At 73.4% G+C, this 24,310-nt stretch carries 19 protein-coding genes; 8 read left to right on the top strand and 11 right to left on the bottom strand.

What is annotated here, in order from left to right; all coding sequences use genetic code 11:
- Positions 1-67: 67 nt before the first annotated feature.
- Entirely contained in the window at positions 68-2,200 is a 2,133-nt protein-coding gene (glgX, locus tag ACIPSC_RS27975; protein ID WP_400829011.1) for a glycogen debranching protein GlgX, read from the bottom strand.
- Between the two features lie 460 nt (positions 2,201-2,660).
- On the opposite strand from glgX, the gene ACIPSC_RS27970 reads away from it, so the two are divergent.
- Positions 2,661-3,938, top strand: coding sequence for an SAV2148 family HEPN domain-containing protein (locus ACIPSC_RS27970; protein ID WP_400829009.1), 1,278 nt, complete (start codon positions 2,661-2,663; stop codon positions 3,936-3,938).
- 136 nt (positions 3,939-4,074) lie between these two features.
- The gene (locus tag ACIPSC_RS27965) at positions 4,075-4,776 is read left to right on the top strand and encodes an exonuclease domain-containing protein (RefSeq protein ID WP_400829007.1); all 702 of its coding nucleotides are present in this window, start codon (positions 4,075-4,077) and stop codon (positions 4,774-4,776) included.
- A 102-nt stretch (positions 4,777-4,878) separates the two neighbouring features.
- On the opposite strand, the gene ACIPSC_RS27960 is transcribed toward ACIPSC_RS27965, so the two are convergent.
- The 3 genes from ACIPSC_RS27960 to ACIPSC_RS27950 all read right to left on the bottom strand — a co-directional run bounded on the left by ACIPSC_RS27960 (position 4,879) and on the right by ACIPSC_RS27950 (position 9,428).
- Positions 4,879-5,958: a polysaccharide deacetylase family protein gene (locus ACIPSC_RS27960; RefSeq protein WP_400829005.1), complete on the bottom strand. Its 1,080-nt coding sequence runs from the start codon at positions 5,956-5,958 to the stop codon at positions 4,879-4,881.
- Between the two features lie 185 nt (positions 5,959-6,143).
- A complete protein-coding gene (locus ACIPSC_RS27955) occupies positions 6,144-7,037 on the bottom strand; it encodes a phosphotransferase enzyme family protein (protein WP_400829003.1) in 894 nt (297 codons plus the stop codon).
- 132 nt (positions 7,038-7,169) lie between these two features.
- Positions 7,170-9,428, bottom strand: a complete 2,259-nt coding sequence (locus ACIPSC_RS27950; RefSeq protein WP_400829062.1) for an MMPL family transporter — start codon at positions 9,426-9,428, stop codon at positions 7,170-7,172.
- A 551-nt stretch (positions 9,429-9,979) separates the two neighbouring features.
- Between ACIPSC_RS27950 and ACIPSC_RS27945 the strand changes: the two genes are divergently transcribed.
- From ACIPSC_RS27945 to ACIPSC_RS27920, 6 genes are all read left to right on the top strand, one after another.
- Positions 9,980-12,154 (top strand): MMPL family transporter, encoded by a 2,175-nt coding sequence (locus tag ACIPSC_RS27945; protein WP_400829001.1) that lies wholly within the window; start codon positions 9,980-9,982, stop codon positions 12,152-12,154.
- Positions 12,155-12,450: 296 nt separating this feature from the next.
- A complete protein-coding gene (locus tag ACIPSC_RS27940; protein WP_400828999.1) occupies positions 12,451-12,657 on the top strand; it encodes a cold-shock protein in 207 nt (68 codons plus the stop codon).
- Positions 12,658-12,806: 149 nt separating this feature from the next.
- The gene (locus ACIPSC_RS27935) at positions 12,807-14,453 is read left to right on the top strand and encodes a DEAD/DEAH box helicase (RefSeq protein ID WP_400828997.1); all 1,647 of its coding nucleotides are present in this window, start codon (positions 12,807-12,809) and stop codon (positions 14,451-14,453) included.
- 310 nt (positions 14,454-14,763) lie between these two features.
- The gene (locus ACIPSC_RS27930) at positions 14,764-15,492 is read left to right on the top strand and encodes a ricin-type beta-trefoil lectin domain protein (protein ID WP_400828995.1); all 729 of its coding nucleotides are present in this window, start codon (positions 14,764-14,766) and stop codon (positions 15,490-15,492) included.
- Between the two features lie 80 nt (positions 15,493-15,572).
- Positions 15,573-16,328, top strand: a complete 756-nt coding sequence (locus ACIPSC_RS27925; RefSeq protein WP_400828993.1) for an RICIN domain-containing protein — start codon at positions 15,573-15,575, stop codon at positions 16,326-16,328.
- Positions 16,329-16,381: 53 nt separating this feature from the next.
- Positions 16,382-17,143: an RICIN domain-containing protein gene (locus tag ACIPSC_RS27920; protein ID WP_400828991.1), complete on the top strand. Its 762-nt coding sequence runs from the start codon at positions 16,382-16,384 to the stop codon at positions 17,141-17,143.
- A 138-nt stretch (positions 17,144-17,281) separates the two neighbouring features.
- Here the strand turns inward: ACIPSC_RS27920 and ACIPSC_RS27915 are convergent, their stop codons facing one another.
- The 7 genes from ACIPSC_RS27915 to cysC form a co-directional block, all read right to left on the bottom strand.
- Positions 17,282-18,079 (bottom strand): sirohydrochlorin chelatase, encoded by a 798-nt coding sequence (locus ACIPSC_RS27915; RefSeq protein WP_400828989.1) that lies wholly within the window; start codon positions 18,077-18,079, stop codon positions 17,282-17,284.
- Between the two features lie 10 nt (positions 18,080-18,089).
- Positions 18,090-18,998, bottom strand: coding sequence for an ABC transporter permease (locus tag ACIPSC_RS27910; RefSeq protein WP_400828987.1), 909 nt, complete (start codon positions 18,996-18,998; stop codon positions 18,090-18,092).
- Complete coding sequence (locus tag ACIPSC_RS27905) at positions 18,985-19,788, bottom strand: ABC transporter ATP-binding protein (RefSeq protein ID WP_400828985.1); 804 nt, start codon at positions 19,786-19,788, stop codon at positions 18,985-18,987. Before ACIPSC_RS27905 ends, ACIPSC_RS27910 begins: the two co-directional genes overlap by 14 nt.
- 193 nt (positions 19,789-19,981) lie before the next feature.
- Positions 19,982-21,163 carry an aliphatic sulfonate ABC transporter substrate-binding protein gene (locus ACIPSC_RS27900; protein WP_400828983.1) on the bottom strand — a complete coding sequence of 394 codons (1,182 nt, stop codon included), beginning with the start codon at positions 21,161-21,163 and terminating at the stop codon, positions 19,982-19,984.
- 266 nt (positions 21,164-21,429) lie between these two features.
- Positions 21,430-22,755 carry a sulfate adenylyltransferase subunit 1 gene (locus tag ACIPSC_RS27895; protein ID WP_400828981.1) on the bottom strand — a complete coding sequence of 442 codons (1,326 nt, stop codon included), beginning with the start codon at positions 22,753-22,755 and terminating at the stop codon, positions 21,430-21,432.
- On the bottom strand, positions 22,756-23,694 hold the full coding sequence (gene cysD / locus ACIPSC_RS27890; protein WP_400828980.1) for a sulfate adenylyltransferase subunit CysD: 939 nt from the start codon (positions 23,692-23,694) through the stop codon (positions 22,756-22,758).
- Positions 23,691-24,272: an adenylyl-sulfate kinase gene (gene cysC / locus ACIPSC_RS27885; RefSeq protein ID WP_400829060.1), complete on the bottom strand. Its 582-nt coding sequence runs from the start codon at positions 24,270-24,272 to the stop codon at positions 23,691-23,693. The genes cysD and cysC overlap by 4 nt, the downstream gene beginning before the upstream one ends.
- Positions 24,273-24,310: the final 38 nt, after the last annotated feature.

Raw genomic sequence — 24,310 nt, 5'->3', positions numbered from 1 at the left:
CCATGAGTACCCGCGCTAGCCCGCGGCCAAGACCCGGTGCTGATCCGAACAGGTGACCGGGGCCCGGTCACGCGGGCCGCTGCAGCACCATGAGCGAGCGGTCCGTGAGCCAGAGCGTGTCCCCGGCCTTCACCCGGGCGCCCGTCCCGGGGGCGGGCAGCCGGGGCAGGGTGGTGTCGACCACCACCTGCCACTCCTGGCCGTGGTCGGCGGGGACGGTGAACTCCAGCGGCTCGAAGTGGGCGTTGAACATCAGCAGGAAGGAGTCGTCGACGATCCGCCCGCCGCGCCGGTCCGGCTCCGAGATGGCGTAGCCGTTGAGGAAGACGGTGAGCGACTTGGCGTAGCTGGCGCCCCAGTTGCGCTTGGTCATCTCCTCCCCGCCGGGGGTGAACCAGGCGATGTCGGTGAGGTCCTCGGAGCCGCCGGCGGCCGGGCGGCCGGAGACCGGGCGGCCGTGGAAGAAGCGGCGGCGGCGGAACACCGGGTGGTCGCGGCGGAGCCAGATCATCCCCTGGGTGAACTCCAGCAGCCGGGCCTCCGGGCCGTCCCCCTCCGGCCAGTGCACCCAGGTGAGTTCGTTGTCCTGGCAGTAGGCGTTGTTGTTGCCGAGCTGGGTGCGGCCGAGCTCGTCGCCGTGCGAGAGCATCGGCACGCCCTGGGAGAGCATCAGGGTGGCGATCAGGTTCCGTTGCTGGCGGGCGCGGAGCTCCTCGACGGCCGGGTCGGTGCTCGGGCCCTCGGCGCCGCAGTTCCAGGAGCGGTTGAAGGACTCGCCGTCCCGGCTGTCCTCGCCGTTGGCCGCGTTGCGCTTCTCGTTGTACGAGACCAGGTCGCGCAGGGTGAAGCCGTCGTGGCAGGTGACGAAGTTGATCGAGGCGATCGGCCGGCGGCCGTCGTCCTGGTAGAGGTCGGAGGAGCCGGTGAGCCGGGAGCCGAACTCGGCCAGGGTGGCGTTCTCGCCGCGCCACAGGTCGCGGACGGTGTCCCGGTACATGCCGTTCCACTCCGTCCACAGCGGCGGGAAGTTGCCCACCTGGTAGCCGCCCTCGCCGAGGTCCCAGGGCTCGGCGATCAGCTTGGCCTGGGAGACCACCGGGTCCTGCTGGACCAGGTCGAAGAACGAGGAGAGCCGGTCGACCTCGTGGAACTGCCGGGCCAGGGTGGCCGCGAGGTCGAAGCGGAAGCCGTCGACGTGCATCTCGGTGACCCAGTAGCGCAGTGAGTCCATGATCAGCTGGAGCACGTGCGGGCTGCGCATCAGCAGGCTGTTGCCGGTGCCGGTGGTGTCCTCGTAGAACCGCTGGTCCTGGGCGAGCCGGTAGTAGGAGACGTTGTCCAGGCCGCGCAGCGAGAGGGTGGGGCCGAGGTGGTTGCCCTCCGCGGTGTGGTTGTAGACGACGTCCAGGATCACCTCGATGCCGGCCGCGTGCAGCGCCTTGACCATCGACTTGAACTCCTGGACCTGCTGGCCCCGGTCGCCGTTCGAGGAGTAGGAGGAGTGCGGGGCGAAGAAGCCGACCGTGTTGTAGCCCCAGTAGTTGGCCAGGCCGAGGTCGCGCAGCCGGTGGTCGCGGACGAACTGGTGCACCGGCATCAGCTCGATCGCGGTGACGCCGAGCTTGGCCAGGTGCTCGATGACCGCGGGGTGGGCCAGGCCGGCGTAGGTGCCGCGGATCTCCTCGGGGATGCCCGGGTGGAGTCTGGTGAGGCCCTTCACGTGCGCCTCGTAGACGACCGTGCGGTGGTAGTCGGTGCGCGGCGGCCGGTCGGTGCCCCAGTCGAAGTAGGGGTTGATGACCACCGAGTGCATGGTGTGCGGGGCGGAGTCGAGGTCGTTGCGGCGCTCGGGGGCGCCGAAGTGGTAGCCGTAGACGGACTCGTCCCAGTCGATGTGGCCGCTCATCGCCTTGGCGTACGGGTCCAGCAGCAGCTTGGCGCTGTTGTGCCGCTGGCCCAGGCCGGGGTTGTAGGGGCCGTGGACGCGGAAGCCGTAGCGCTGCCCGGGCTGGACGCCGGGCAGGTAGGCGTGCCGGACGAAGGCGTCCGTCTCGCGCAGTTCGACGGCCGTCTCCGAGCCGTCCTCGGCGAGCAGGCAGAGCTCGATCCGGTCGGCGCTCTCCGAGAACACCGCGAAGTTGGTTCCGGCCCCGTCGTAGGTGGCACCGAGGGGATAGGGCTTCCCAGGCCAGACCTGCATCTGTCCCCAACTTCCTTGTGTAGAAGGAAAACTGACATGTAGTCCGACAATCAGCCCGGACCCCGACGCTCTCTTCCCGGCCGGGCGGCCGGGCATGTGCGGCGGTTGCGCACCGTGACGCACGGCACAGTCCGCATACTCCCCGACGCTTTCCCCGGCAGCGGGGCCATTTGGCGTGTGTTCGCCCGAACGGGTGTCCGGCGATGGCCGGGCGCCCGGTCCGGCGGCGGCCGAGGCCCGGTCCGGCGGCGGTTCGCGGCGGTCCGGCAGGCCCGCGGGACCGGTGGGGCGGACGGGCCGGCCGGGCCGGCCGACGTCCCTCGGCCAACCGGCTGCGGGCGGCTCGCGGCGGGCAGTACCCTTGATCGTCCGGCCGCCCCCGCGCTCGTGGCGATCCATCAGAAGACCGAGACCCAAGACCGACAGCAGTAGCTCCAGCAGGAACCAGGTGAGGTGGCGCATGGTGTACCCCGCCGGCGGCCGTGGCGGTGGGCCGGGCGGCCCCGACCGGGGCAACGCCCGCAGCGAGGCGCCGACCGTCGTCATGCGCCCCGCCCTGACCGGCCGCGCCGTGGTGCCCGCCCAGGGCGGGCCGGTCGAGATACCCGCCCTGGCCTGGTCCGGCACCGAGTGGGAGGACGCCTACCAGCGCGTCCGCCTCTCCGGGCGCGCCTACGTCTGGCTCAACCTGGTCGAGCAGCGGCTGCGCTCGCTCGTCGACGAGGTGCTGTACCCCATCTACGCACCCGCCCACGGCGAGGACTGGGTCACCGCCGCGGCCGGCCCCGCCGGCGAGGAGTGGGCCCACCGGGCCGGCGCCGTCCGCGAGGTCAGCCGCCGCAAGGGCTACCTGCTCGACCCGGCCGACGACGACCCGCTGGTCTTCCTCACCCTGCCCCAGCTGCGCGAGCTGATGGTCCAGCACTGGCCCTGCTTCGAGCCCTACCTGGCCGACCGCCGCGAGATCGAGCTGGCGCTCGACGAGTTGGAGGTCGCCCGGCACGTCGTCTCCCGCAACCGCGTCCTCACCCCGACCGTCCTCGCCCAGACCGAGCGCGCCGCGGCCCGGCTGCTGGCCGTCCTGGACGGCGGCGCCGGCGGCGTGCCCGCCGACGTGGTCGAGTCCCTGGTCGCCGGCCGGTACGCGGACGTCGTGGCGGTGCACCCCGACCGGGTCCGGCTCCAGCGCGACCTCCCCGTGGAGGACCTGCTGGACGGCGCCCGCCGGCTGGACGCGCTCGGCATCGGCCTCGGGATGCTCTGCCAGAACTACACCGGGAAGCGGCTGGTCCGGCTGGCCGGCGACGGCTGCCGGGTCCGGCTGCTCTTCCTCAACCCGGCCAGCAGCGCCGTCCGCCGCCGCGAGCGCGAACTCGGCCTCGGGCGCGGCGAACTGGCCCGCTCGATCGAGATGAACATCATGCACGTCCGCCGGGTCCGGGCCCGGCTGCGGGACCAGGGCGGCTTCGAGATCCGGGTCTTCGACGAGACCCCGCGCTTCACCGCCTACCTGGTCGAGGGCGCCCGCCCGGCAGGGCCGGCCGGCGGCCCCCGCCGGCAGAGCCGCGACCTCGGCGTCGTCCAGCCCTACCTGCGCCGCGCCCGCGGCATGGAGTCGCCCGCGCTCGTCCTGCGCGGCGGCGCCGGCCAGGAGCCGGGCGGCACCGACGCCGGGCTGCTGGAGGTATACCGGGAGGAGTTCGAAGGGGTCTGGGGGGACTCCCGGCCGGTGTCCTGACGCCGTCGGCCGGCCCGGCCGGGGCCGCTCGGGGCCGGGCCGGGGCCGGCCGCGCCGCGACCCACCGGCGGCATTGTCGGTGGGTCGGGCGATGATAGGGGCTGTTTCGACCAGCAGGACGGAAGGACACACCCCTATGAGCTGGTGGCAGCAGCCACTGGTCGGCTTCGACCTGGAGACCACGGGCACCGACCCGGCCGTGGACCGCATCGTCACGGCCGCCCTCGTGGACACCCTCGGAGCCCGCCGGCTGAGCGCCACCGGATGGCTGCTCGACCCGGGCGTCCCGATCCCCGCCGAGGCCGCGGCGATCCACGGCATCGGCGACGACACCGCCCGCAGCAAGGGCCGCCCGGCCAAGGAGGCGGTGGACGAGATAGCCGCCGCGCTCTGCGAGCGGCTCGCCGCCGGCCGCCCGGTGGTCGCCTTCAACGCCCCCTTCGACCTCTCGCTGCTCGACGCCGAGCTGCACCGCCACGGCCTCGCCCCGCTCGCCGAGCGGCTCGGCGGGCCGGTCGCGCCGGTGCTCGACGCCCTGGTCATCGACCGGGCCGTCGACAAGTACCGCAAGGGCTCGCGCACCCTGCAGCGGGTCTGCGAGGTCTACGGCGTCGAACTGACCGACGCGCACGAGGCCGGCAGCGACGCCCTCGCCGCCGTCCGGGTCGCCGTCGCGCTCGCCGAGCGCTATCCGGCGCAGGTCGGCGCCGTGCCGCTCGCCGAGCTGCACGCCCGCCAGATCGACTGGTACCGGGACTGGGCCCAGGGCCTGGAGTCCTGGCTGCGCCGCGGCAAGGACCCGCAGGCCGTCGTCGACCCGCGCTGGCCGCTGCGCTGACCCGCGCCGACCCGCCGCGCGGGCGGGCGCCCGCGGCGGAGCGCCCGGGTGAACCCGCCGCCGGGGCAAGGGGAGGGGTGCGGTAGCCGGAGGCCGGGCGGATCACCCGGCCGGGAAGTCGAACCGGTACCCCTGGGCGACGAGCCAGGGGAGCAGCTGCTTCAGCGCGGCGACGGTCTGGCTCCGGTCGCCGCCGCCGTCGTGCAGCAGGACCACGCCGCCGGGGCGCAGCTGGCTCTGCACGGAGGCGACGATCGACGCCGCGCCCGGGCGGGACCAGTCGCGCGGGTCCACCGACCAGCCCAGCGGGCGCAGGCCGAGGCCGGCCGCGATCCGCTGGTTGTCGGCGGTGAACCCGCCGCCGGGGGCGCGGAACCAGGAGACCCGGGTGCCCGGCCCGCCGGCCCGGACGATCTGCTCCTCGGCGTGGGCGATCTCGTAGCCGGCCCGGTCGTGCGAGAGCGCGGCGAACGGCTGCGGGTGGTCCACGCTGTGGTCGCAGAGCCGGTGCCCCGCGGCGACGATCCGCTTGACCAGCGCGGGGTTGGCGGCGGCCTGCTGGCCGATCTGGCAGAACGTCGCCCTGGCGCCGTACTGGGCGAGCAGGTCCAGCACCTGGCCGGTGGCCGGGCCGGGGCCGTCGTCGAAGGTGAGCGCGACCGTGCGGCCGCCGGAGGCGGTGGAGCGGACCACCGAGGTGGCGGTGTCGTTGGCGGGCGGCGGTGGCGGGGCCGGGGTCGGGGTCGCCGTGGGCGGCCGGGTGGCCGGCGGGGCGGTCGGCGTGGCCGGGGCCGGTGAGTGGGCCGGGGGTTCGGCGGTCGGTGCCGTGGCCTGGGGCTTGGGCGTGGTCGGCTTCGGCGCCGCCGGGGTGGGCGACGCGGCCGAAGTGCCGGGCGCGGTGGGTGCGATGGGTGCGGTGGACGGCGTCGGCGTGCCCGGCCCGGAGCCGGACGGGCCCGGGGACGCAGGCGTGCCGGTGGGCGCGGCGGACGGTGCGGTGGACGTCGGACCGGCGGGGCGCGACACGGCGGTGACGCTCGGCTGCGGCTGGAGCGCCCCGTTGGCGGTGCCGCAGGCGGCCAGACCCAGGGCGGCGGCCACGACGGCACAGCTCGCGGTCAGGGCGCGCCGGCGGCGCCGGGCGGGCGGTGAGGTGCGGGGGGAGGTGGCGTGCGACGGCATGGCGGCGGCTCCCGGATGCGGCGGTGGGTCCCGATCCCTCGGTCAGGCCCGGTTTCAGGCTGACTGTCAGACAGGACGCCGATCGGATCACGCCCGGTTGCGGTCCACAAGGGCGCGGCCCGCCGGGGTGGCCCCGCCGTTCCCGCCGGCACCTCGGGCCCCCTCCCCGAGGCCCCTGCCCGGGGTCAGAACGGGTACCAGCGCACCTCCGTCGCGCCCGCCCGCAGCGACTCCACCCGGCGGCGGAACTCGGCCAGCGCGGCCGGGTTGCCCGGCGCCTGCTGCGCCACCCAGGAGGCGCTCGCCGTCTCACGGGCGCCGCGCAGCACCGCGAAGCCGGGCCACTCGCGGACGTCCCAGCCGTAGCCGTCGGTGAACTCCCGGTACTCCTCGGCCGGGACGCCGTACCGGTCGTGGCTGAGCGCGAGCACCACCAGGTCGTGCTCGCGGAGGTCGTGCGCCGCGTTCTCCACGTCGAGCAGGACGGGGCCCTCCGGGCCGACGTGGACGTTGCGCGGCAGCGCGTCGCCGTGGATCACCCCGGCCGGCAGCTGCGGGACGAGGTCGGGCAGCGCGGCGGCGAAGGCGTCCCGGCGGTGGCGCAGGAAGGCGACGTCGGCGGGGTCGACGTGGCCCTCGGCGGAGGCCAGCCAGCGCTCGACCGGGGCGAGCAGGTCGCGCCGCTCCAGCGGGAAGGGCGGCAGCGGCAGCCGGTGCAGGGCGTGCAGCAGCGGCGCGAGGTCGGCGGGCCGGGCGGGCCGGACGGCCGGCGCGAGCCGGTGCCAGAAGGTGACGGGGTGTCCGTGGGCGAGCTGCGGCTCGGGCGCGACGGCCTCGTAGGGGCGGACCACCGGGATGCCCCGGCCGGCCAGCCAGTGGGCGACGGTGAGTTCGTGGTGCGCCCGGTCGTAGAGCTCCGGGCCGCGGCCGACCTTCGCGACCACGGCCGGGTCGCCGAGGTCGAAGACGGCGTTCTCGCCGAGCGCGAGCAGCCGGGCGCCGCCGGGGCCGGGCAGGCCGGCGGACTCGCAGGCGTGGGCGAGCAGCAGCCGGGCGCGGCCCTCGTCGAAGGGGAGCATGGGGAGTCCGTTCCGTGGTGGCGGCCGGGACGTCGACCGGGGGGTGTCGACCGGCGATCATTGTGGCAAACGCGGGCCGGGCCCCGCGTGAAGCGGGGCCCGGCCGGGAGTGCGGGTGGAGTTGTCGGGGGGTCAGACCCCGATCCGGCGGTGCCGGGAGCCGCCGGCCGGCTCCGGCCCGGCGGCGGAGGCCTGGCCGTGCAGGACCGCGGCGGCGCCGACCGGCGGGAAGGACGCGCCGTGCGAGAGGTCGGGCAGCCAGCGGAGCCAGGCCGGCAGGTACCAGTTGCGCTCGCCGAGCAGGGTCATCACCGAGGGCAGCAGCACCGCGCGGATGACGGTCGCGTCGATCAGCACGGCCACCGCCAGGCCGACGCCCATCTGCTTCATCGCCTGCATGGAGAGGGTGCCGAAGACCGCGAACACCGCCACCATGATCACCGCGGCGCTGGTGACCACCCCGGCCGTGGAGCGGATGCCGTGCGCGATGGCGGCCCTGGTCGGCAGGCCGCGGTCGTGGCCCTCCTTGATCCGGGAGACCACGAAGACGTGGTAGTCCATCGAGAGGCCGAAGAGGATCACGAAGAGGAAGAGCGGCACCCAGGACTCCACCGCGCCGACGCCGGCGGTGCCGAGCAGCGAGGCGCCCACCCCGTGCTGGAAGACCAGCGTCAGCACCCCGTAGGCGGCGCCGACCGAGAGCAGGTTGAGTACCACGGCGGTGGCGGCGACGGCGAGCGAGCGGAACGAGGTGAGCATCAGCAGGAAGGCGAAGGCCACCACGAAGCCGAAGACCAGCGGCATCGAGCCGGTCATCTTCTCGTTGAAGTCGTACGAGCCGGCGGTGCGGCCGGTGACCGGGGCCTCGGTGCCGGGCACCTTGAGCACGGTGGCGGGGACGATCTCCTCGCGCAGGGTCCGCAGGGCGTCGTTGCTGACCGAGTCGTTGCCGGTGCCGTTGAGCGGGATGTCGACGGTGGCGACGTTCTGCTCCGGGTGGACCGCGATGTCCACCGGCCCGTGCATCCTCCCGCTCGCCAGGGCCCTGGCCCTGAGGTCGGCGAGCGCGGCGGTCATCGCGGGGGAGTCGATGTCGGCGGCCTTGACCACCACCGTGGCCGGGGCGGGGCTGCCGGGGAAGGCGGCCTCGATCTTCTGCGAGACGGCGACCAGCTCGTTGCCCTCCGGCAGCTGCTGCCCGAAGGTGAGGTTGGCGGTGTGCATGGTGAGCATCGGCGCGGCGAGGCCGACCAGCAGGGTGCCGGCCAGCACCGTGGCGGCCAGCGGCCGGCGCAGCACCGGGGTGAGGACGGCGTTCCAGACCCGGCCGCCGGCGGCGGCGGCGCCGGGGCGGCGCAGCCGGGCCAGCAGCGGGACGCGGCCCTTCTCGACCCGGTCGCCGAGCAGCGAGAGCAGCGCGGGCAGCACGGTGAGCGAGCCGAGCACCGCGGTGATCACGACCACGATGGTGGCGTAGGACATCGCCTGGAACTCGGCGATGCCGGTGAGGAACATGCCGGCCATGGCGACCACGACGGTCACCCCGGAGACCAGGACGGCCCGGCCGCTGGTGGCGGCGGCGACGGCCAGCGCGGTCGCCGCGTCCCGCCCGGCGGCCCGCTCCTCGCGCTCGCGGCGCAGGTAGAAGAGGCAGTAGTCGACGCCGACGGCGAGGCCGACCAGCAGCATCACCGAGCTCGCGTTGTCGCTGGTGTGCAGGAAGCCGCTGCTCAGCGCGACCAGTCCGCCGGCCGCGACGAAGGCGGTGATGGCCAGCACGACCGGCAGGACGGCGGCGACCAGCGCGCCGAAGGCGACCAGCAGGATGCCGAGGGCGAGCGGGACGGCGGTCCACTCGGCGCGGGCGAAGTCGTCGGAGAACTGTTCCTGGATCCACTTGCCCGAGCTGGCGTCGCCGAGTTCGACCACGGTGAGGTCGGGGTGCTGCTTCTGCACGGCGGCGACCGCGGCCAGGACGGCCGGGACGTTCTCGACGGCGTCCTCGTGCTCGCCCTTGAGGGTGAGCTGGACGAGGGCGGCGTGGCCGTCGGCCGAGACCGCGCCGGTGTCGTAGGGGGAGCGGACCTCGGCGGCCTTGCCGGTGGCGCCGACGGCGGCGACCACCTGGCCGACGGCGGCCCGGAAGGCGGGGGCTGTGCTGGTCAGGGCGTCGCTCTGGACCAGGACCGTCTCGCTCGCCGGGGACTTCAGCCCGGCGTCGTCGAGGATCCGGGCGGCGCGGGAGACCTGGCCCGGCATGGACTCGGACTCCTTGACCTGTGTGCTGCCGTGCAGGCCGCCGAGGACGGCGGCGAGGACGACGAAGAGCAGCCAGCCGAAGACGGCGGTCTTCCGGTGCCGGGCGCTCCAGGCGCCCATGGCGGCGGCCATGCCGAGTTTGGTCTTCACGGGATTTCCCCCCAGGGAGAGCGGCGGCCGCCGCCGGCGGAGGGCAGCGGGTGCGTGGGGCCGGACGGCCGCCGGAAGCGGGCGCCGGCTGCGGTTCCGGCGTCGCAATCGACGGTAGAAGAGCCGGAGTTGAGGTGGTATCCGGCTGGCGGGGGAGTCCCTCCTGGGGTGTTCCCATGGGCGCGGGGTGGGGTTTTCCCTACCCGGTGACCCTGACCTTCTCCTCCCACGGTCCGGGACCTGGCTCCACCCTGAGGGGGAGGTGTCTCCACCCCCAGCACGAGGTGAGAGGGCTGGTCGGCGGGTGAAGATGGTGCGGGGCCGCCGCTCGGCGTCCCCGGGGGGATTCGGCCTGCGGAGTAAATGACTTGCCGGGCGGCTAGCAAGTTCTCGTAGGATGATGCCCAAACAACACTTACCTGCCGACCGGCTAGGGGCGGGGCGCCGTCGCCATGCCGTCATGCCGGTCCATCCGTCGCCCGACCCCGTCCCCCGAGGGCTGCGGTGAACCATGCCCAGGAGGCATCACGAGCATGTTCCACCGACTAGGACACTTCGTCGTCCGTCGCGCCTGGTGGGTGATCGCCGCGTGGGTGATCGCGATGATCGCGATCGCCGCGAGCGCGCCGAAGATCACCGCGCAGACCGACGAGGCCGCCTTCCTTCCGAAGCACTACGAGTCGATCCAGGCCGCGCAGGTCCAGGAGAAGGCCTTCCCGGCCAGCTTCACGCCCTCGGCGCTCGCCCTGTTCGAGCGCAACGACGGCGCCCCGATGGGCGACGCCGACAAGGCCGCGATGGCCAAGATCGTCCAGGGTCTGACCGACAAGAGCATCGAGCACGTCGAGAAGATCATCCCGGTCAGCGAGCAGTCGACCTCCAAGGACGGCAAGTACGCGCTGGCGCCGATCGCCATCGACAAGACCACCCAGCAGTCCGAGGCCTTCGGCGAGACCGCCAAGAAGCTGCGCGAGGAGGGCAAGGCGCTCACCTCGGGCACCGACCTGAAGTTCCAGCTCGGTGGCGCCGCCGCCCAGCAGCTGGACCAGAAGGAGGCCTCCGGCGCGGCCGACGCCATCATCGCGCTGAGCAGCGTGTTCCTGGTCGCGATCATCGTCGGCATCATCTTCCGGAGCATCCTCGCCGGCATCCTGCCGGTCCTGCTCTCGCTGGCCGTCGCCATGCCGACGTCCAACGGCCTGATCGCCTACGCCACCAAGGCCTTCGACCTGGAGAGCACGCCGATCCTGTCGGCCATCCTGATCGTCGTCGTGCTCGGTGTCGGGACGGACTACTTCCTCTTCCTGGCCTTCCGCTACCGCGAGCGGCTGCGGGCCGGTGACGACCGCAAGGAGGCCGTGGCCAACGCGGTCGGCCGGGTCGGCGAGGCGATCGCCTCGGCCGCCGGTGCGGTCACCGTCGCCTTCGCGGCGCTGATCCTCTCCAGCCTCGGCATGTTCAAGGCGCTCGGCCCGGCGCTGGCCATCGCGGTCGTCGTCACCGCGTTCGCCTCGGTCACCCTGGCCCCGGCCGTCCTCGCGGTCATCCCGGCGCGCGGCGTCTTCTGGCCCGGCAAGAAGTGGATGACGGAGCCCGGCAACGCCCGCTTCGCCGCGCTCGGCCGCATGGTCCAGAAGCGCCCCGCCATGGTCGCCATCGCCTCCGGCGGTGTGCTGGTGGCCCTGACCGCCGGCGCGATCAACTACAACGGCACCTTCGACCTCGCGGGCAGCTCCATGCCCAAGGACAAGGAGTCGATGGTCGTCCAGGACAAGCTGGTGAACGGCTTCTCCGCGGGCGCCGCCGACCCGACGCACGTCTACCTCTCCACCACCGGCGGCGGCAAGCTCGACCAGGGCAAGTTCGACGGCTACGTCGCCAAGCTCGGCGCCGTCCCCGGCGTGGCCACCGCGGCGCCGAAGCCGCAGGTCAGCCAGGACGGCGCGACCGCCGACTTCACCGTCCTGCTCAAGAACGAGCCGTCCAGCAACGACGCGATCGACACCCTCACCGAGCTGCGCGAGGTCGCCCACGCGCAGGCACCGGACGGCACCGAGGCCAAGGTCGGCGGCATCACCGCGATCTACAAGGACATCAACCTGGCGATGAGCCACGACTACAAGCTGGTGTTCCCGGTCGCAGGTCTGCTGATCCTGCTCATCCTGGGCCTCCAGCTGCGCAGCGTGGTCGCCCCGTGGTACCTGATGGCCTCGGTCGGCCTCGGCTTCAGCGCCACCCTCGGCTCCTCGACCCTGCTGTTCCAGAACATCAAGGGCGAGCACGGCATGATGTTCATGCTGCCGATCCTCATCTACCTCTTCGTGGTGGCGATCGGCACCGACTACAACATCCTGATCATCGCCCGTCTGCGCGAGGAGGCCCGCGCGGGCCGCAACCCGCGCGAGGCGGCCCGCGAGGCCGTGCGCCACGGCGGTCCGACCGTCGCGGCGGCCGGCTTCATCCTGGCGGTGTCGTTCGCGACCTTCATGCTCGCGGGCAACATCTTCATGCTGGAGTTCGGCTTCGCGATGGCCTTCGGCATCTTCCTGGCGGCCTTCGTGATGGCGATGTTCTTCACCCCGGCGCTCACCGCGCTGGTCGGCCGCGCCGCCTGGTGGCCCGGTCACGGCGACACCGCCGGCCACGACAGCGGCCCGGCGCCGCTGACCGGCTCGCACGGCGTCCCGGAGCCGGCCGGACGGCGCTGACCGTCCCCCACGCACGGCAGGCAGGCGGCGTCCGCTTCGGCGGGCGCCGCTTGCCCCGTTCCCGAAGCCTGCAAACGTGACGTGCCCGGCAGGAATCCCCCGGTCAACCGGGGTGGCGGCGTGCTACAGTCGAAGCAGTTGCAGTTTTGGTTCCCATGAACGTTTGTGTGCGCCTGCTGGTTCCAACCAACAGGCGCATTTGTTTTGTCCGGTGTTTCAGTCTCCGGATGGGGATCGCGGCTACTTGGGGTCCACGAGGTGTGGGCCCTGATGCCCCAGTTTTTGAGGAGACGGTTATGGCTACCGGCACCGTGAAGTGGTTCAACAGCGAAAAGGGCTTCGGCTTCATCGAGCAGGACGGTGGCGGCGCTGACGTGTTCGCCCACTACTCGAACATCCAGGCTCAGGGCTTCCGTGAGCTGGTCGAGGGCCAGAAGGTCGAGTTCGACGTCACCCAGGGCCAGAAGGGCCCGCAGGCCGAGAACATCCAGATCATCGGCTGAAGTCGGCCTCCCAGCTGACTTGCGCGGCGAGGGCCCGCACCGCACGGTGCGGGCCCTCGCCCATGCCGCCGAACGGCCGGGGCGGCGCACTCCACTCCGACGGCCGACCAGCCCGCACCGGGCTGTGCCCACCACCGGACGGAGACTCCGTGACCATCCCTGCCCGCCCGTCCCGCGACGGCGACCGCACCCGCAAGCCCCGTAGCCGCGGCGGCGCCGCCCGCACCACCGGGGCCGCCCGCACCGACGGCCCCCGCACCCCCCGGCGCAGCGCCCCGCGCGCCGCCGCCCAGGCGCCCGCCGACTTCACCGTCGTCGAGGGCACCCCGGCCCGCCCGCCGGCCGCGAGCTTCGCCGAGCTCGACCTTCCCAAGGGCATCCTCAGCGCACTGACCCGCGAGGGCGTCACCGAGCCGTTCCCGATCCAGGCCGCCACGCTGCCGGACTCCATCGCCGGCCGTGACGTGCTCGGCCGCGGCCGCACCGGCTCCGGCAAGACCCTCGCCTTCGGCCTGCCGCTGCTGGCCCGCACCGCCGGCCGGCGCGCCGACGCCCGGCACCCGCTGGCGCTCGTCCTCACCCCGACCCGTGAGCTGGCCCAGCAGGTCACCGAGGCGCTCACCCCGTACGCGACCGCCGTCAACCTGCGGATCGCCACCGTCGTCGGCGGCATGTCCATCACCCGGCAGGCCAACGCGGTGCGCCGCGGCGCCGAGGTGCTGGTGGCCACCCCGGGCCGACTGGACGACCTGATCAACCGCGGCGACGTGCGGCTCTCCGACGTGGCGATCACCGTCCTGGACGAGGCCGACCAGATGGCCGACATGGGCTTCCTGCCGCAGGTCACCAAGCTGCTGGAACAGGTCGCCGAGGGCGGGCAGCGGATGCTCTTCTCCGCCACCCTGGACCGCAACGTCGACCGCCTGGTCAAGCGCTTCCTGACCGACCCGGTCACCCACTCGGTGGACCCGTCGGCCGGTGCGGTGACGACCATGGACCACCACCTGCTCCAGCTGGAGCCCGCCGACAAGGCGTCCGCCACCGCGCACATCGCCTCCCGCGAGGGCCGGCTGATCATGTTCGTGCACACCAAGCACGGCGCCGACCGCCTCGCCAAGCAGCTGCTCGCCAACGGCGTGAAGGCCGCCGCCCTGCACGGCGGCAAGTCCCAGCCGCAGCGCAACCGGGTGCTCGACCAGTTCCGCGACGGCCACGTCACCGCGCTGATCGCCACCAACGTCGCCGCCCGCGGCATCCACATCGACGGCCTCGACCTGGTCGTCAACGTCGACCCGCCGATCGACCACAAGGACTACCTGCACCGCGGTGGCCGCACCGCCCGGGCCGGCGAGTCCGGCACCGTCGTCACCCTGGTCCTGCCCGAGCAGCGGCGCGAGGTCAACCGGCTGATGACGGTGGCAGGCATCCGCCCCACCACCACCAAGATCCGCCCGGGCGACGCCGAGCTGGCCCGGATCACCGGTGCCCGCACCCCGAGCGGCGTGCCCGTCACCGTGGCCGCGCCGGTGCAGGCCGCGCCCGCCGAGTCCAAGCCCGAGGGCAAGGCCGGCGCCCCGCGCCGCCGCCCCGGCAAGCGCTCCGGGCTGCCCACCGACGTCGACATGAGCGGCAACCCGCGCCGTCCGCGCCCCAAGCAGCGCATCGGCGGTGCCCAGGGCGAGCGGCACCAGGCGGCCGGCTTCATCGGCCGCTCCTCGGGCCGCGCCAAGCCCGGCAGCGGCTCCAAGTCCGGCTCCAACTACGGCACCGGCCGCCAGCGCCGCAAGGCCGACTAGGCCCGAGGCCTGGCCCGAGGCCCGAGGCCCGACGTCCGACCACGGCCCGGCTCCCCCTTGTACGGGGGAGCCGGGCCGTGTGCGTTTCCGGCCGGATCGGCCACCCGCCCGGCCTGCCCGGGTGTGTGCCGCCCCGCGTCGTACACCTTCCGTTCGTGAACGGACCGGTGGCGTGATCTCCACCCCACCCCGTTGACCGTGAACACGTCGCACCCGAGACTTTCACGCGGCCTGCACAACTGTCGCACCGTCATCACGGTTCACGGGCATGCGGGTCGACCGGTTCACCGTCTTCGGAAGGACCTCCCCGATGCGTCGCACCGCCGCCCTGCTCTCCGGCGCCGCCATCCTCGGCGCGGCCGCCACCTTCGCCGCACCAGCCGTCGACGCCCAGGCCGCCGGGGGGTGCTACGCCTACACCGGCGGCTGGAACGCCTACGGCGCCTGCTCCGGCGGCACCGACCCGCTGCAGACCTGGTACGTCACCGCCACCTGTCAGTACTGGAACGCCGACCACACGGTGCAGTTCTCCCGGCCGGTCAACGGTTTCCTGGTGGCCGGTGACGGCACGTCGGTCGCCTCCTGCGGGATCAACGACACCGTGCTCTTCCCGCGTGTCGTCTACGCCGGCCGGCTGCCCACCCAGCCCGCCGGCCCGGTCGGCCGGATCACCGGCTACGCGGACAAGTGCGTCGACGTGAAGGGCGCCAGCAGCTCCGACCGCACGCCGGTCCAGATCTACGACTGCAACGACACCAGCGCCCAGCAGTGGAAGATCGCCGTGGACGGCACCGTCCGTGCCCTCAACAAGTGTCTGGACGTCGCCGGCGGCAACACCGCCAACGGGACCAAGGTCCAGCTGTACTCCTGCAACGGCACCGGCGCGCAGCAGTGGCAGGTCCGGGCCGACGGCTCGATTCTCAACCCGCAGTCCGGCCGCTGCCTGGACGACCTGGGCTTCTCCACCACCAACGGCAACCAGCTGGGCATCTGGGACTGCAACGGCGCCGCCAACCAGGTCTGGCACGTCCCCTCCTGACCGGCTCGCGCAGTCGAGCCCACCGGACCGGCAGTCTCGCCGTCCGGACCACCCTCACGTCTTCCGCTAGGAGCTTCCCCATGCGCAGAACCGCCGCCCTGTTCGCCACCGCCCTGCTCGCGGGAGCCGCCGCGCTCACCGCGCCCGCCGCCGGCGCCGCCGAAAACCCCGCCCCTGCGGCCGCGCAGTCCGCCACGACCGTCCCGGGCCCGGGCGGCGTCGGGAGCTGCACCGAGTCCGGCCCGTCCGCCACCTGTACCGGCCTCGACCCGATGCAGACCTGGAGCGTCGGGGGCACCTGCGCGACCTGGGACTTCAACACCAACATGTACACCTTCTCGCCTGCCTACGGCGCCACGGTCACCGGTGACGGCACCGCCTCCGCGGGCTGCTTCGGCATGGGCATGTGGTGGGGCGGCGGCGTCTACTTCGGCCCCGCCGTCCCGGCCGGCCCGGTCGGCCGGATCAGCGGCTATGCGGACAAGTGCGTGGACGTGCGCGGCGGCAGCACGGCCAATGGCACGCCCGTCCAGATCTGGGACTGCCTCGGCAACGTCAACCAGAAGTGGAAGATCGGCACCGACGGCACCGTCCGCGCCCTCGGCAGGTGCCTGGACGTCCAGGGCGGCCGCACGGGCAACGCCACCCGGGTCCAGATCTACGACTGCAACGGGACCGGCGCGCAGCAGTGGCGGGTCCGGGCCGACGGCTCGATTCTCAACCCGCAGTCCGGCCGCTGCCTGGACGACCTCGGCTTCTCCACCACCAACGGCAACCAGCTCGGCATCTGGGACTGCAACGGTGCCGCCAACCAGGTCTGGCACGTGCCGGCCTGATGCGCGCGGCAGCCCCGTCGACCGATTCACTCTCACCCCCAAGGACTTCTCCGATGCGCCGTACCGCCACCCTGTTCGCCACCGCCCTGCTCGCCGCGGCCGCGGCCCTCACCGCGCCGGCCGCCAACGCAGCCGAGAGCTCCGCTCCCGCCCCCGCCGCCACGCAGTCCGCCACCACCGTCCCGGGCCCGGGCGGTGTCGGGAGCTGCACCGAGTACGGCCTGTCCGCCACCTGCACGGGCTTGGACCCGATGCAGACCTGGAGCCTCGGGGGCACCTGCGCGACCTGGGACTTCAACACCAACTCGTACACCTTCTCGCCGCTGTGGAGCGGCACGATGACCGGTGACGGCACCGCCACCGCGGGCTGCTTCGGCATGGGCACGCCGTGGTACATCGGCGTCTCGTTCGGCTCCGCCGTTCCGGCCGGCCCGGTCGGGCAGGTCACCGGCCTGGCGGGCAAGTGCCTGGACGTCCGCGGCGCCAGCACGGCCAACAAGACGCCCACCCAGGTCTGGGACTGCCTCGGCAACGTCAACCAGCGGTGGAAGATCGGCACCGACGGCACCATCCGCGCCGTCGGCGTGTGCCTGGACATCTGGGACGGCCGCACCGGCAACGGCACCCAGGTGCACACCGGCCCCTGCAACGGCAACATCGCCCAGCAGTGGTGGGTCCGCGGCGACGGCGCGATCGTCAACACGAAGTCCGGCCGCTGCCTGGACATCCGGGGCTACGACACCACCAACGGCAACACCGTGCAGATCTGGGACTGCAACGGCACCTCGAACCAGCTCTGGCACCTGCCCGTCTGATGCCGCACGGCCGCCCGGACCCGGGGTCGCTCCCGGGCCCGGGCGGCCGTCGCTTCGCTGCGCCGCGCATGTTCGGTGAGGACCTCGGTGAGCACAGCGTCCTGGACCACGTCTGAGCCGGGCTTCCGTGCCCCGGGCTCAGGCCGTCAGCGCCGGCGCGGTCCGCACGGCCTGCCGGGCCTCGTCGTAGCGGGTCAGGAGGAGGGTGGCGACCTCGGGCGCGGCGCCGAGGACGTCGGCGAGCAGGCCGGCGGAGCCGGCGGCGGTCTCGGCGATGCGGTCGGGGAGGCGGCCGGGGGCGAGCAGGTAGGGGGAGACGGCCACCTCGGCGGCGCCGGCGCGGCGCAGGGCCGCGACGGCGTCCGGGACGCGGGGGCCGGCGGCGGAGGCATAGGCGACCTCGACGGCGGCCCAGCCGCGGGTGCGGCGCCACTCGGCGGCGACCGCACGGGTGGCGGCGTCGGCGGCCGGGTCGGAGGAGCCGGCCGCGGCGAGCACGACCCCGGTGCGGGACCGGACGGCGGGGGAGCCGAGGTCGAGCCCGGCCTCGGCGAGGCGCCGGTCCAGCGCGGCGAGCAGCAGCGGCGAGGGCCCGAGCACGTCGGCGACCGGGAGGGCCGAACCGCAGGCCCGCAGCGCGGCGGGGATGTCGTGCTTGGCGTGGAAGGCCCGGTTGAGCAGGAGCGGCACGGCGACGGCTTCGGCGCCGGCCTCCGCGAGCCGGGCGGCCACCTGGGGGATCCGCGGCGCGCAGTGGTCGAGGTAGGCAGTGGCCACCTCCAGCCCGGGGCGCAGCGCGCGGACCCGCTCGACCAGGGCGGCCACCGTCGCGGCGTGCCGGGGGTCGCGGCTGCCGTGGGCGATCAGCAGCAGGGCGGGGCTGCCCGCCGCCACGGGGGTGGCGGGGGCGGCGGTCAGCCGGCGGCCTTCGGACACGGGAGCCGCCTCACTTGACGGCGGCCAGCAGGCCGCGGTTGCGCAGGACCCGGCGCTCGACCGGGGTGAACACCAGCAGCTCGATGGCGATGCCGACGAAGAGGATGAGCAGGATGCCGAGCAGCACCCCCGCCATGTCGGAGAACTCGCGCTGGTTCTCCAGGTAGCGGCCGAGGCCGAGGCCCAGGTCGGGGGAGGAGGCGACCAGTTCGGCGGCCATCAGCGAACGCCAGGAGAAGGCCCAGCCCTGCTTGAGGCCGGCCAGGTAGCCGGGCAGCGCGGCCGGCAGCAGGACGTGCCGGGCGCCGTTCAGGCCGGTGGCGCCGATGGTGCGGCCGGCCCGCAGGAACAGCGGCGGCACCTGGTCGATGCCGGCCACCAGGCCGTTGGCGATCGACGGGACGGCGCCGAGCAGGATCACCGCATACATCATCGAGTCGTTGATGCCGAGCCAGATGACGGCGGCCGGCACCCAGGCGACCGAGGGCAGCGACTGGAGGCCGGAGAGCACCGGGCCGAGCGCGGCCCGGACCGGCCGGACCCGGGCGACCACCAGGCCGATGGGGGTGCCGATGGCGAGCGCGACCAGGAAGCCGGACAGGCCGCGCCAGACGCTGGTCCAGATGATCGAGAACAGCGTGCCCGCGGTCCAGAGGTCCTCGGCGGCGTGCCAGACGTCGAGCGGGCTGGGCAGCTTGTACTCGCTGGTCAGGTGCAGGCTGTAGGCGCCCTGCCAGAGGGCGAGCACCAGGACGGCGCCGAGCAGCGGCGGCAGCGCCTTCTGTCGCAGCGCCTCGGCGAGCGAGCGGCTCGGTGCGGCGACGGCGTCCAGCGCGTCCAGGCCGGCGCCGACGTCGGCGGTGTCCACCCCGGCGGCCGGGGACTTCTTCGTGGTGGGGGCGGTGTCAGTGCTGGCCATGGCGGCGGATCTCCCCACGCAGTTCTTCGGTGATCTCGATGGACAGGTCGGCGACGCCGGCGGACTCGATCCGGCGCGGCTGCGGCAGGTCGATCCGCCACTCCTTGGCGACCCGTCCGGGGCGGGAGGAGAGCAGCACCACGCGCTGGGCGAGCCGGACGGCCTCCCGCACGTTGTGGGTGACGAACAGGACGGAGAGCTTGCGCTCGGCCCAGATCCGGGTGATCTCGTCGTGCAGGACGTCCCGGGTGATGGCGTCGAGCGCCGCGAACGGTTCGTCCATCAGCAGCACCGAGCCGCCCTGGGCGAGGGCACGGGCCATCGCGACGCGCTGACGCATGCCGCCGGAGAGCTCGTGCACGCGCTTGCCGTAGGAGCCGGCGAGGCGGACCAGTTCGAGCAGGCGCTCGGCCTCGGCCCGGCGCTCCGTGCGCGGGACGCCGGCGAGCTTGAGGGCGAGCTCGATGTTCTTGCCGGCCGTGAGCCAGGGGAACAGCGCGTGCTCCTGGAACATCAGCGCGGGGCGACCCCCGGGCACCTCGATCGTGCCCGCGGTGGGCCGGTCGAGGCCGGCGACCAGGTTGAGCAGGGTGGACTTGCCGCAGCCCGAGGCTCCGAGCAGCGTGACGAACTCGCCGGGCGCGACGTCCAGGGTGATGTCGTCCAGCACGTGGGTCTGCGCGCCGGCGCGCCCGAAGGACTTGTGCACGTGCGAGATCCGGACGGCGGGCGAGCCGTCCAGGGCCTCGGTGCGCGGGGCGTCTTCCGTGGTGGTCAGTGCCGGGGTCATGGGCACCTCCTGCAGGAGTGGTCAGGGCCCCTCCGGCCGGTCGGCGGGGTCGGAGGGAGGGTGGCGAAGTCGGGTACCGGGGTCCGGGCCCCGCCCGTCCCGTGCTTGGGGCATCGATCGGGCATCGACCGGGCGGGCGGGGTTCCGGACCGCGGGGCTTGGCCGCGGCGGCGCGGGGCCGTCGCGGGCGGGGCTACTTGCTGCCGAGTCCGGCGTCCGCCACAGGGCTCTGGCCCTTGGCCGCGAGCACCTTGTTGAGCAGGGTCAGGTCGTAGATCCCGTTCAGGTTCGGCTTCTTGAGCAGGCCGGCGGTGACGGCGTGGTCGGCCTCGGCCTGCAGCGTGCCGGCCAGCGGGTCGTCCAGGAAGTCGATGTCGGCCCAGGCCGGGTCGAGGACGGCCGGCTCCAGGGCGTTGCCGGCCTCCTTCTTGATGGCCTCGTTGGCGTCGGCCTTGGCCTTCTCCGGGTTGGCCTTGATGAAGGCGTTGGCGGCCACCGAGCCGCGCAGCACGGCCTCCACCACGTCCGGGTGCTCGCGGAGGAACTTCTGCGAGACGATGAGGTTGGTGATCACGAACTTCTTGTCCGGCCAGACGTCCTTCTCGTTGAGCAGGACCTTCGCGCCGAGGGTGACCAGCTTGGAGGCGGTCGGCTCGGGCACCCAGGCGCCGTCGATCGAGCCCTGCTTGTAGGCGTCCGGGGTGACCTTGTTGTCCGAGCGGACCACCGAGACGTCGCCGGCGCCGGACTGGGCGTCGACCTTGTAGCCCTTGCCCGCCAGGTAGTTGAGCAGCGCCACGTCCTGGGTGTTGCCCAGCTGCGGGGTGGCGATCTTCTTGCCCTTGAGGTCGTCCAGGGAGGCGACCTTGTCCGGGTTGACCACCAGCTTGACCCCGCCGGAGGCCGAACCGCTGATGATCTTCAGCGACTTGCCCTCGGACTTGGTGTAGCCGTTGATCGCCGGGGAGGGGCCGATCCAGCCGATGTCGATGGAGCCGGCGTTCAGCGCCTCGATCTCGGCCGGGCCCGCGTTGAAGACCTGGGTCTTGATCTGGGTGCTGCCGAGCTCCTTCTGGAAGAGGCCCTCCTGGAGCCCGACCAGCGCGGTGCCGTGGGTCAGGTTGGCGAAGTAGCCGATCTTCACGGTGTCGGCGGAGAGCTTCGCGCCGGACGCCCCCGAGGACGAATTCCCGGCGGGGGCGGCGGAGTCGGACGCCTTGTCCGCACTCTTCGAGCCGTAGCCGCAGGCGGAGAGCAGCGTCACGGCGGTGAGGCCGGCCAGGGCGGCCGCGGCGGTGCGTCTGATCCGGCCGGCGGCCGGGCGTGCGGGCGTATGCGGGGCTCGGGCGTGCGGGAAGGCCTGGTTCGGTGCCATGGCGGGTCCTGTTCGCGGACGGACCGTCAGGAGACGGTCTCGGGAAGGAAGTCGGTCGGGACGTGCTTGCGGCACCGGGGGGTGCCGGGCAAGCCGGGTCGGTGCGCTGTTCCGGTGGTGGGGAGGGACAGCGGCCGGCCCGGTGACAGGGCGTTCTCAGCCCTGTCGGCCCACACATCGGGTCAGACCGCCCTGGCCGCTGCCGAGGACGCCGCTGCCGATGCGGCCGCCTTCCTTGTCCATGCCCGAGAACGCCTCGATGGGCATCAGACCCAGTCCTCCTCGTCGGGTGCCTCGGGGGCACCGGTGCGTACGGTGTCGAACGCCTCGCCCGCCATGCCGGCGGTGAGCGTGGTGCCGTCGGCCGGGTCGATCAACAGGAACGAGCCGGTCCGGCGGTTGTCGGAGTAGTTGTCGAGCGCCAGCGGCTCGGCGGTGCGCAGCACCACGTGGCCGATGTCGTTGACGTTCAACCCCTCGGCGCCGGAGCGCTGTTCGAGGCTGTCGATGTCGATGCGGTAGGAGATCTCCTTGACCAGCGCGCGGACCGTGCGGGTGGTGTGCTTGAGCAGCACCTTGTCGCCGGCGCGCAGCGGGCGCTCGTTGAGGTGGCTGACGGTGGCCTCGATGTCCTTGGTGGGGACGGGGGCCGCGCCGGCCGCGATCAGGTCGCCGCGGGAGATGTCGATGTCGTCGGCGAGGCGGACGGTGACCGACTGGGGGGCCCAGGCGATGTCCGTCTCCCTGCCGAGCGCGTCGATCGCGGTGACGGTGGTGGTGTGGCCGGAGGGCAGCACGGTGACGGTGTCGCCGACGCGCAGCACGCCGGAGGCCAACTGGCCCGCGTAGCCGCGGTAGTCGGGGTGCTCCTCGGTCTGCGGGCGGATCACGTACTGGACCGGGAAGCGGGCCGGCTCGACGCTCGGGTCGCTGCCGACCGGCACGGTCTCCAGGTGCTCCAGCAGGGTCGGGCCGCCGTACCAGTCCATGTGGGCGGACGGCTCGACCACGTTGTCGCCGGCGAGCGCGGAGATCGGCACCGCCACCACGTCCTTGACGCCGAGCGAGGCGGCGTAGGCGGTGAACTCGGCGGCGATGGCGGCGAAGACGGGCTCGGCGTAGTCGACCAGGTCCATCTTGTTGACGGCCAGCACCACGTGCGGCACCCGCAGCAGCGCGGCGACGGCCGCGTGCCGGCGGGTCTGCTCGACCACCCCGTTGCGGGCGTCGACCAGGACGACGGCGAGCTCGGCGGTGGAGGCGCCGGTCACCATGTTCCGGGTGTACTGCACGTGCCCGGGGGTGTCGGCGAGGATGAACCGCCGCCGCGGGGTTGCGAAGTAGCGGTAGGCGACGTCGATGGTGATGCCCTGCTCGCGCTCGGCCCGCAGGCCGTCGGTGAGCAGCGCGAGGTCGGGCGCCTCCTGGCCGCGGCTGCGGGAGGCGTGCTCGACGGCCTCCAGTTGGTCGGCCAGCACCGACTTGGAGTCGTGCAGCAGGCGGCCGACCAGGGTGGACTTGCCGTCGTCGACGGAGCCGGCGGTGGCGAAGCGCAGCAGGGACGTGGCGCTGGTCTCGGTGGTGGTGCTCATTTAGAAGTATCCCTCGCGCTTGCGGTCTTCCATCGCGGCCTCGGAGAGCTTGTCGTCGGCGCGGGTGGCGCCGCGCTCGGTCAGGCGCGAGGCGGCGATCTCGGCGATGACGGCCTGGATGTCGGTGGCGTCGGAGTCGACGGCGCCGGTGCAGGACATGTCGCCGACGGTGCGGTAGCGGATCAGGCGGCGCTGGACCGGCTCGTTGTCCTTGGGGCCGCCCCACTCGCCGGCGGTCAGCCACATGCCGTTGCGGGAGAAGACGTCGCGCTCGTGCGCGTAGTAGATCTCCGGGAGCTCGATGCCCTCGCGCTCGATGTACTGCCAGACGTCCAGCTCGGTCCAGTTGGAGAGCGGGAAGACCCGGACGTGCTCGCCGACGGCGTGCCGGCCGTTGTAGAGCGACCAGAGCTCGGGGCGCTGGCGGCGCGGGTCCCAGGCGCCGAACTCGTCGCGCAGGGAGAAGACGCGCTCCTTGGCGCGGGCCTTCTCCTCGTCGCGGCGGCCGCCGCCGAAGACGGCGTCGAAGCGGTTGCTCTCGATGGCGTCGAGCAGCGGCACGGTCTGCAGCGGGTTGCGGGTGCCGTCGGGGCGCTCGCGCAGCCGGCCGTCGTCGATGAAGTCCTGGACGTGGGCGACGTGCAGGCGCAGGCCGTGCTCGGCCACGACGCGGTCGCGGTAGGCGATCACCTCGGGGAAGTTGTGGCCGGTGTCGACGTGCAGCAGGGAGAACGGGATCGCCGCCGGGGCGAAGGCCTTGAGCGCCAGGTGCAGCATGACGATGGAGTCCTTGCCGCCCGAGAAGAGGATCACCGGGCGCTCGAACTCCCCCGCGACCTCGCGGAAGATGTGCACCGACTCGGCCTCCAGCGCGTCCAGGTGGGACAGCGCGAAGGGGGTGTCGTCGGTGTGGAGCAGGCGGTCGGTCGCGGTGGTCACGCGAGGCCCCTCTCGGTCAGGAAGGCGTGCAGCTCGGCGGCGGACTCGGCGACCGCGCGGCCCTGCGTCTGCAGGCGCAGCTCCGGGTCGGCCGGGGCCTCGTACGGGTCGTCCACGCCGGTGAGGCCGGAGATCTCGCCGGCCGCCTGCTTCGCGTAGAGGCCCTTGACGTCGCGCTCGGCGCAGAGCTCGACGGGGGTGGCGACGTGGATCTCCAGGAACTCGGTGCCGTTGGCGGCGTGCCGGGCGCGGACCGCGTCGCGGGAGTCGGCGTAGGGGGCGATCACCGGGGCGAGCACCTTGACCCCGTTGGCGGCCAGCTTCTCGGCGACGAAGCCGATCCGGGTGACGTTGGTGTGCCGGTCCTCGCGGGTGAAGCCGAGGCCCTTGGAGAGGAACTCGCGGATCTCGTCGCCGTCCAGGACCTCGACCTTGTGGCCCTCGGCGCGCAGCCGCTCGGCCAGCGCGAAGGCGAGCGTGGTCTTGCCGGCGCTGGGCAGCCCGGTCAGCCACACGGTGGCGCCGCGCTCGCAGGGGGCGGCCGCGGGGGCCGCCTCTGCGGCTCCGTCGGCGGCCAGGGTGTGGACTGTCGTCACGGTGGGGTCTCCAGGAGAGG

It is taken from the genome of Kitasatospora sp. NPDC090091 (assembly GCF_044747365.1).
GTDB lineage: Bacteria > Actinomycetota > Actinomycetes > Streptomycetales > Streptomycetaceae > Kitasatospora.
This window is presented reverse-complemented; position numbering and strand designations above follow the sequence as displayed.

Bases quoted from the DNA above. Each gene is read 5' to 3' on its own strand.
- glgX (WP_400829011.1), bottom strand. From the start codon at position 2,200: ATGCAGGTCTGGCCTGGGAAGCCCTATCCCCTCGGTGCCACCTACGAC.
- ACIPSC_RS27970 (WP_400829009.1), top strand. From the start codon at position 2,661: ATGGTGTACCCCGCCGGCGGCCGTGGCGGTGGGCCGGGCGGCCCCGAC.
- ACIPSC_RS27965 (WP_400829007.1), top strand. From the start codon at position 4,075: ATGAGCTGGTGGCAGCAGCCACTGGTCGGCTTCGACCTGGAGACCACG.
- ACIPSC_RS27960 (WP_400829005.1), bottom strand. From the start codon at position 5,958: ATGCCGTCGCACGCCACCTCCCCCCGCACCTCACCGCCCGCCCGGCGC.
- ACIPSC_RS27955 (WP_400829003.1), bottom strand. From the start codon at position 7,037: ATGCTCCCCTTCGACGAGGGCCGCGCCCGGCTGCTGCTCGCCCACGCC.
- ACIPSC_RS27950 (WP_400829062.1), bottom strand. From the start codon at position 9,428: ATGGCCGCCGCCATGGGCGCCTGGAGCGCCCGGCACCGGAAGACCGCC.
- ACIPSC_RS27945 (WP_400829001.1), top strand. From the start codon at position 9,980: ATGTTCCACCGACTAGGACACTTCGTCGTCCGTCGCGCCTGGTGGGTG.
- ACIPSC_RS27940 (WP_400828999.1), top strand. From the start codon at position 12,451: ATGGCTACCGGCACCGTGAAGTGGTTCAACAGCGAAAAGGGCTTCGGC.
- ACIPSC_RS27930 (WP_400828995.1), top strand. From the start codon at position 14,764: ATGCGTCGCACCGCCGCCCTGCTCTCCGGCGCCGCCATCCTCGGCGCG.
- ACIPSC_RS27925 (WP_400828993.1), top strand. From the start codon at position 15,573: ATGCGCAGAACCGCCGCCCTGTTCGCCACCGCCCTGCTCGCGGGAGCC.
- ACIPSC_RS27920 (WP_400828991.1), top strand. From the start codon at position 16,382: ATGCGCCGTACCGCCACCCTGTTCGCCACCGCCCTGCTCGCCGCGGCC.
- ACIPSC_RS27910 (WP_400828987.1), bottom strand. From the start codon at position 18,998: ATGGCCAGCACTGACACCGCCCCCACCACGAAGAAGTCCCCGGCCGCC.
- ACIPSC_RS27905 (WP_400828985.1), bottom strand. From the start codon at position 19,788: ATGACCCCGGCACTGACCACCACGGAAGACGCCCCGCGCACCGAGGCC.
- ACIPSC_RS27900 (WP_400828983.1), bottom strand. From the start codon at position 21,163: ATGGCACCGAACCAGGCCTTCCCGCACGCCCGAGCCCCGCATACGCCC.
- ACIPSC_RS27895 (WP_400828981.1), bottom strand. From the start codon at position 22,755: ATGAGCACCACCACCGAGACCAGCGCCACGTCCCTGCTGCGCTTCGCC.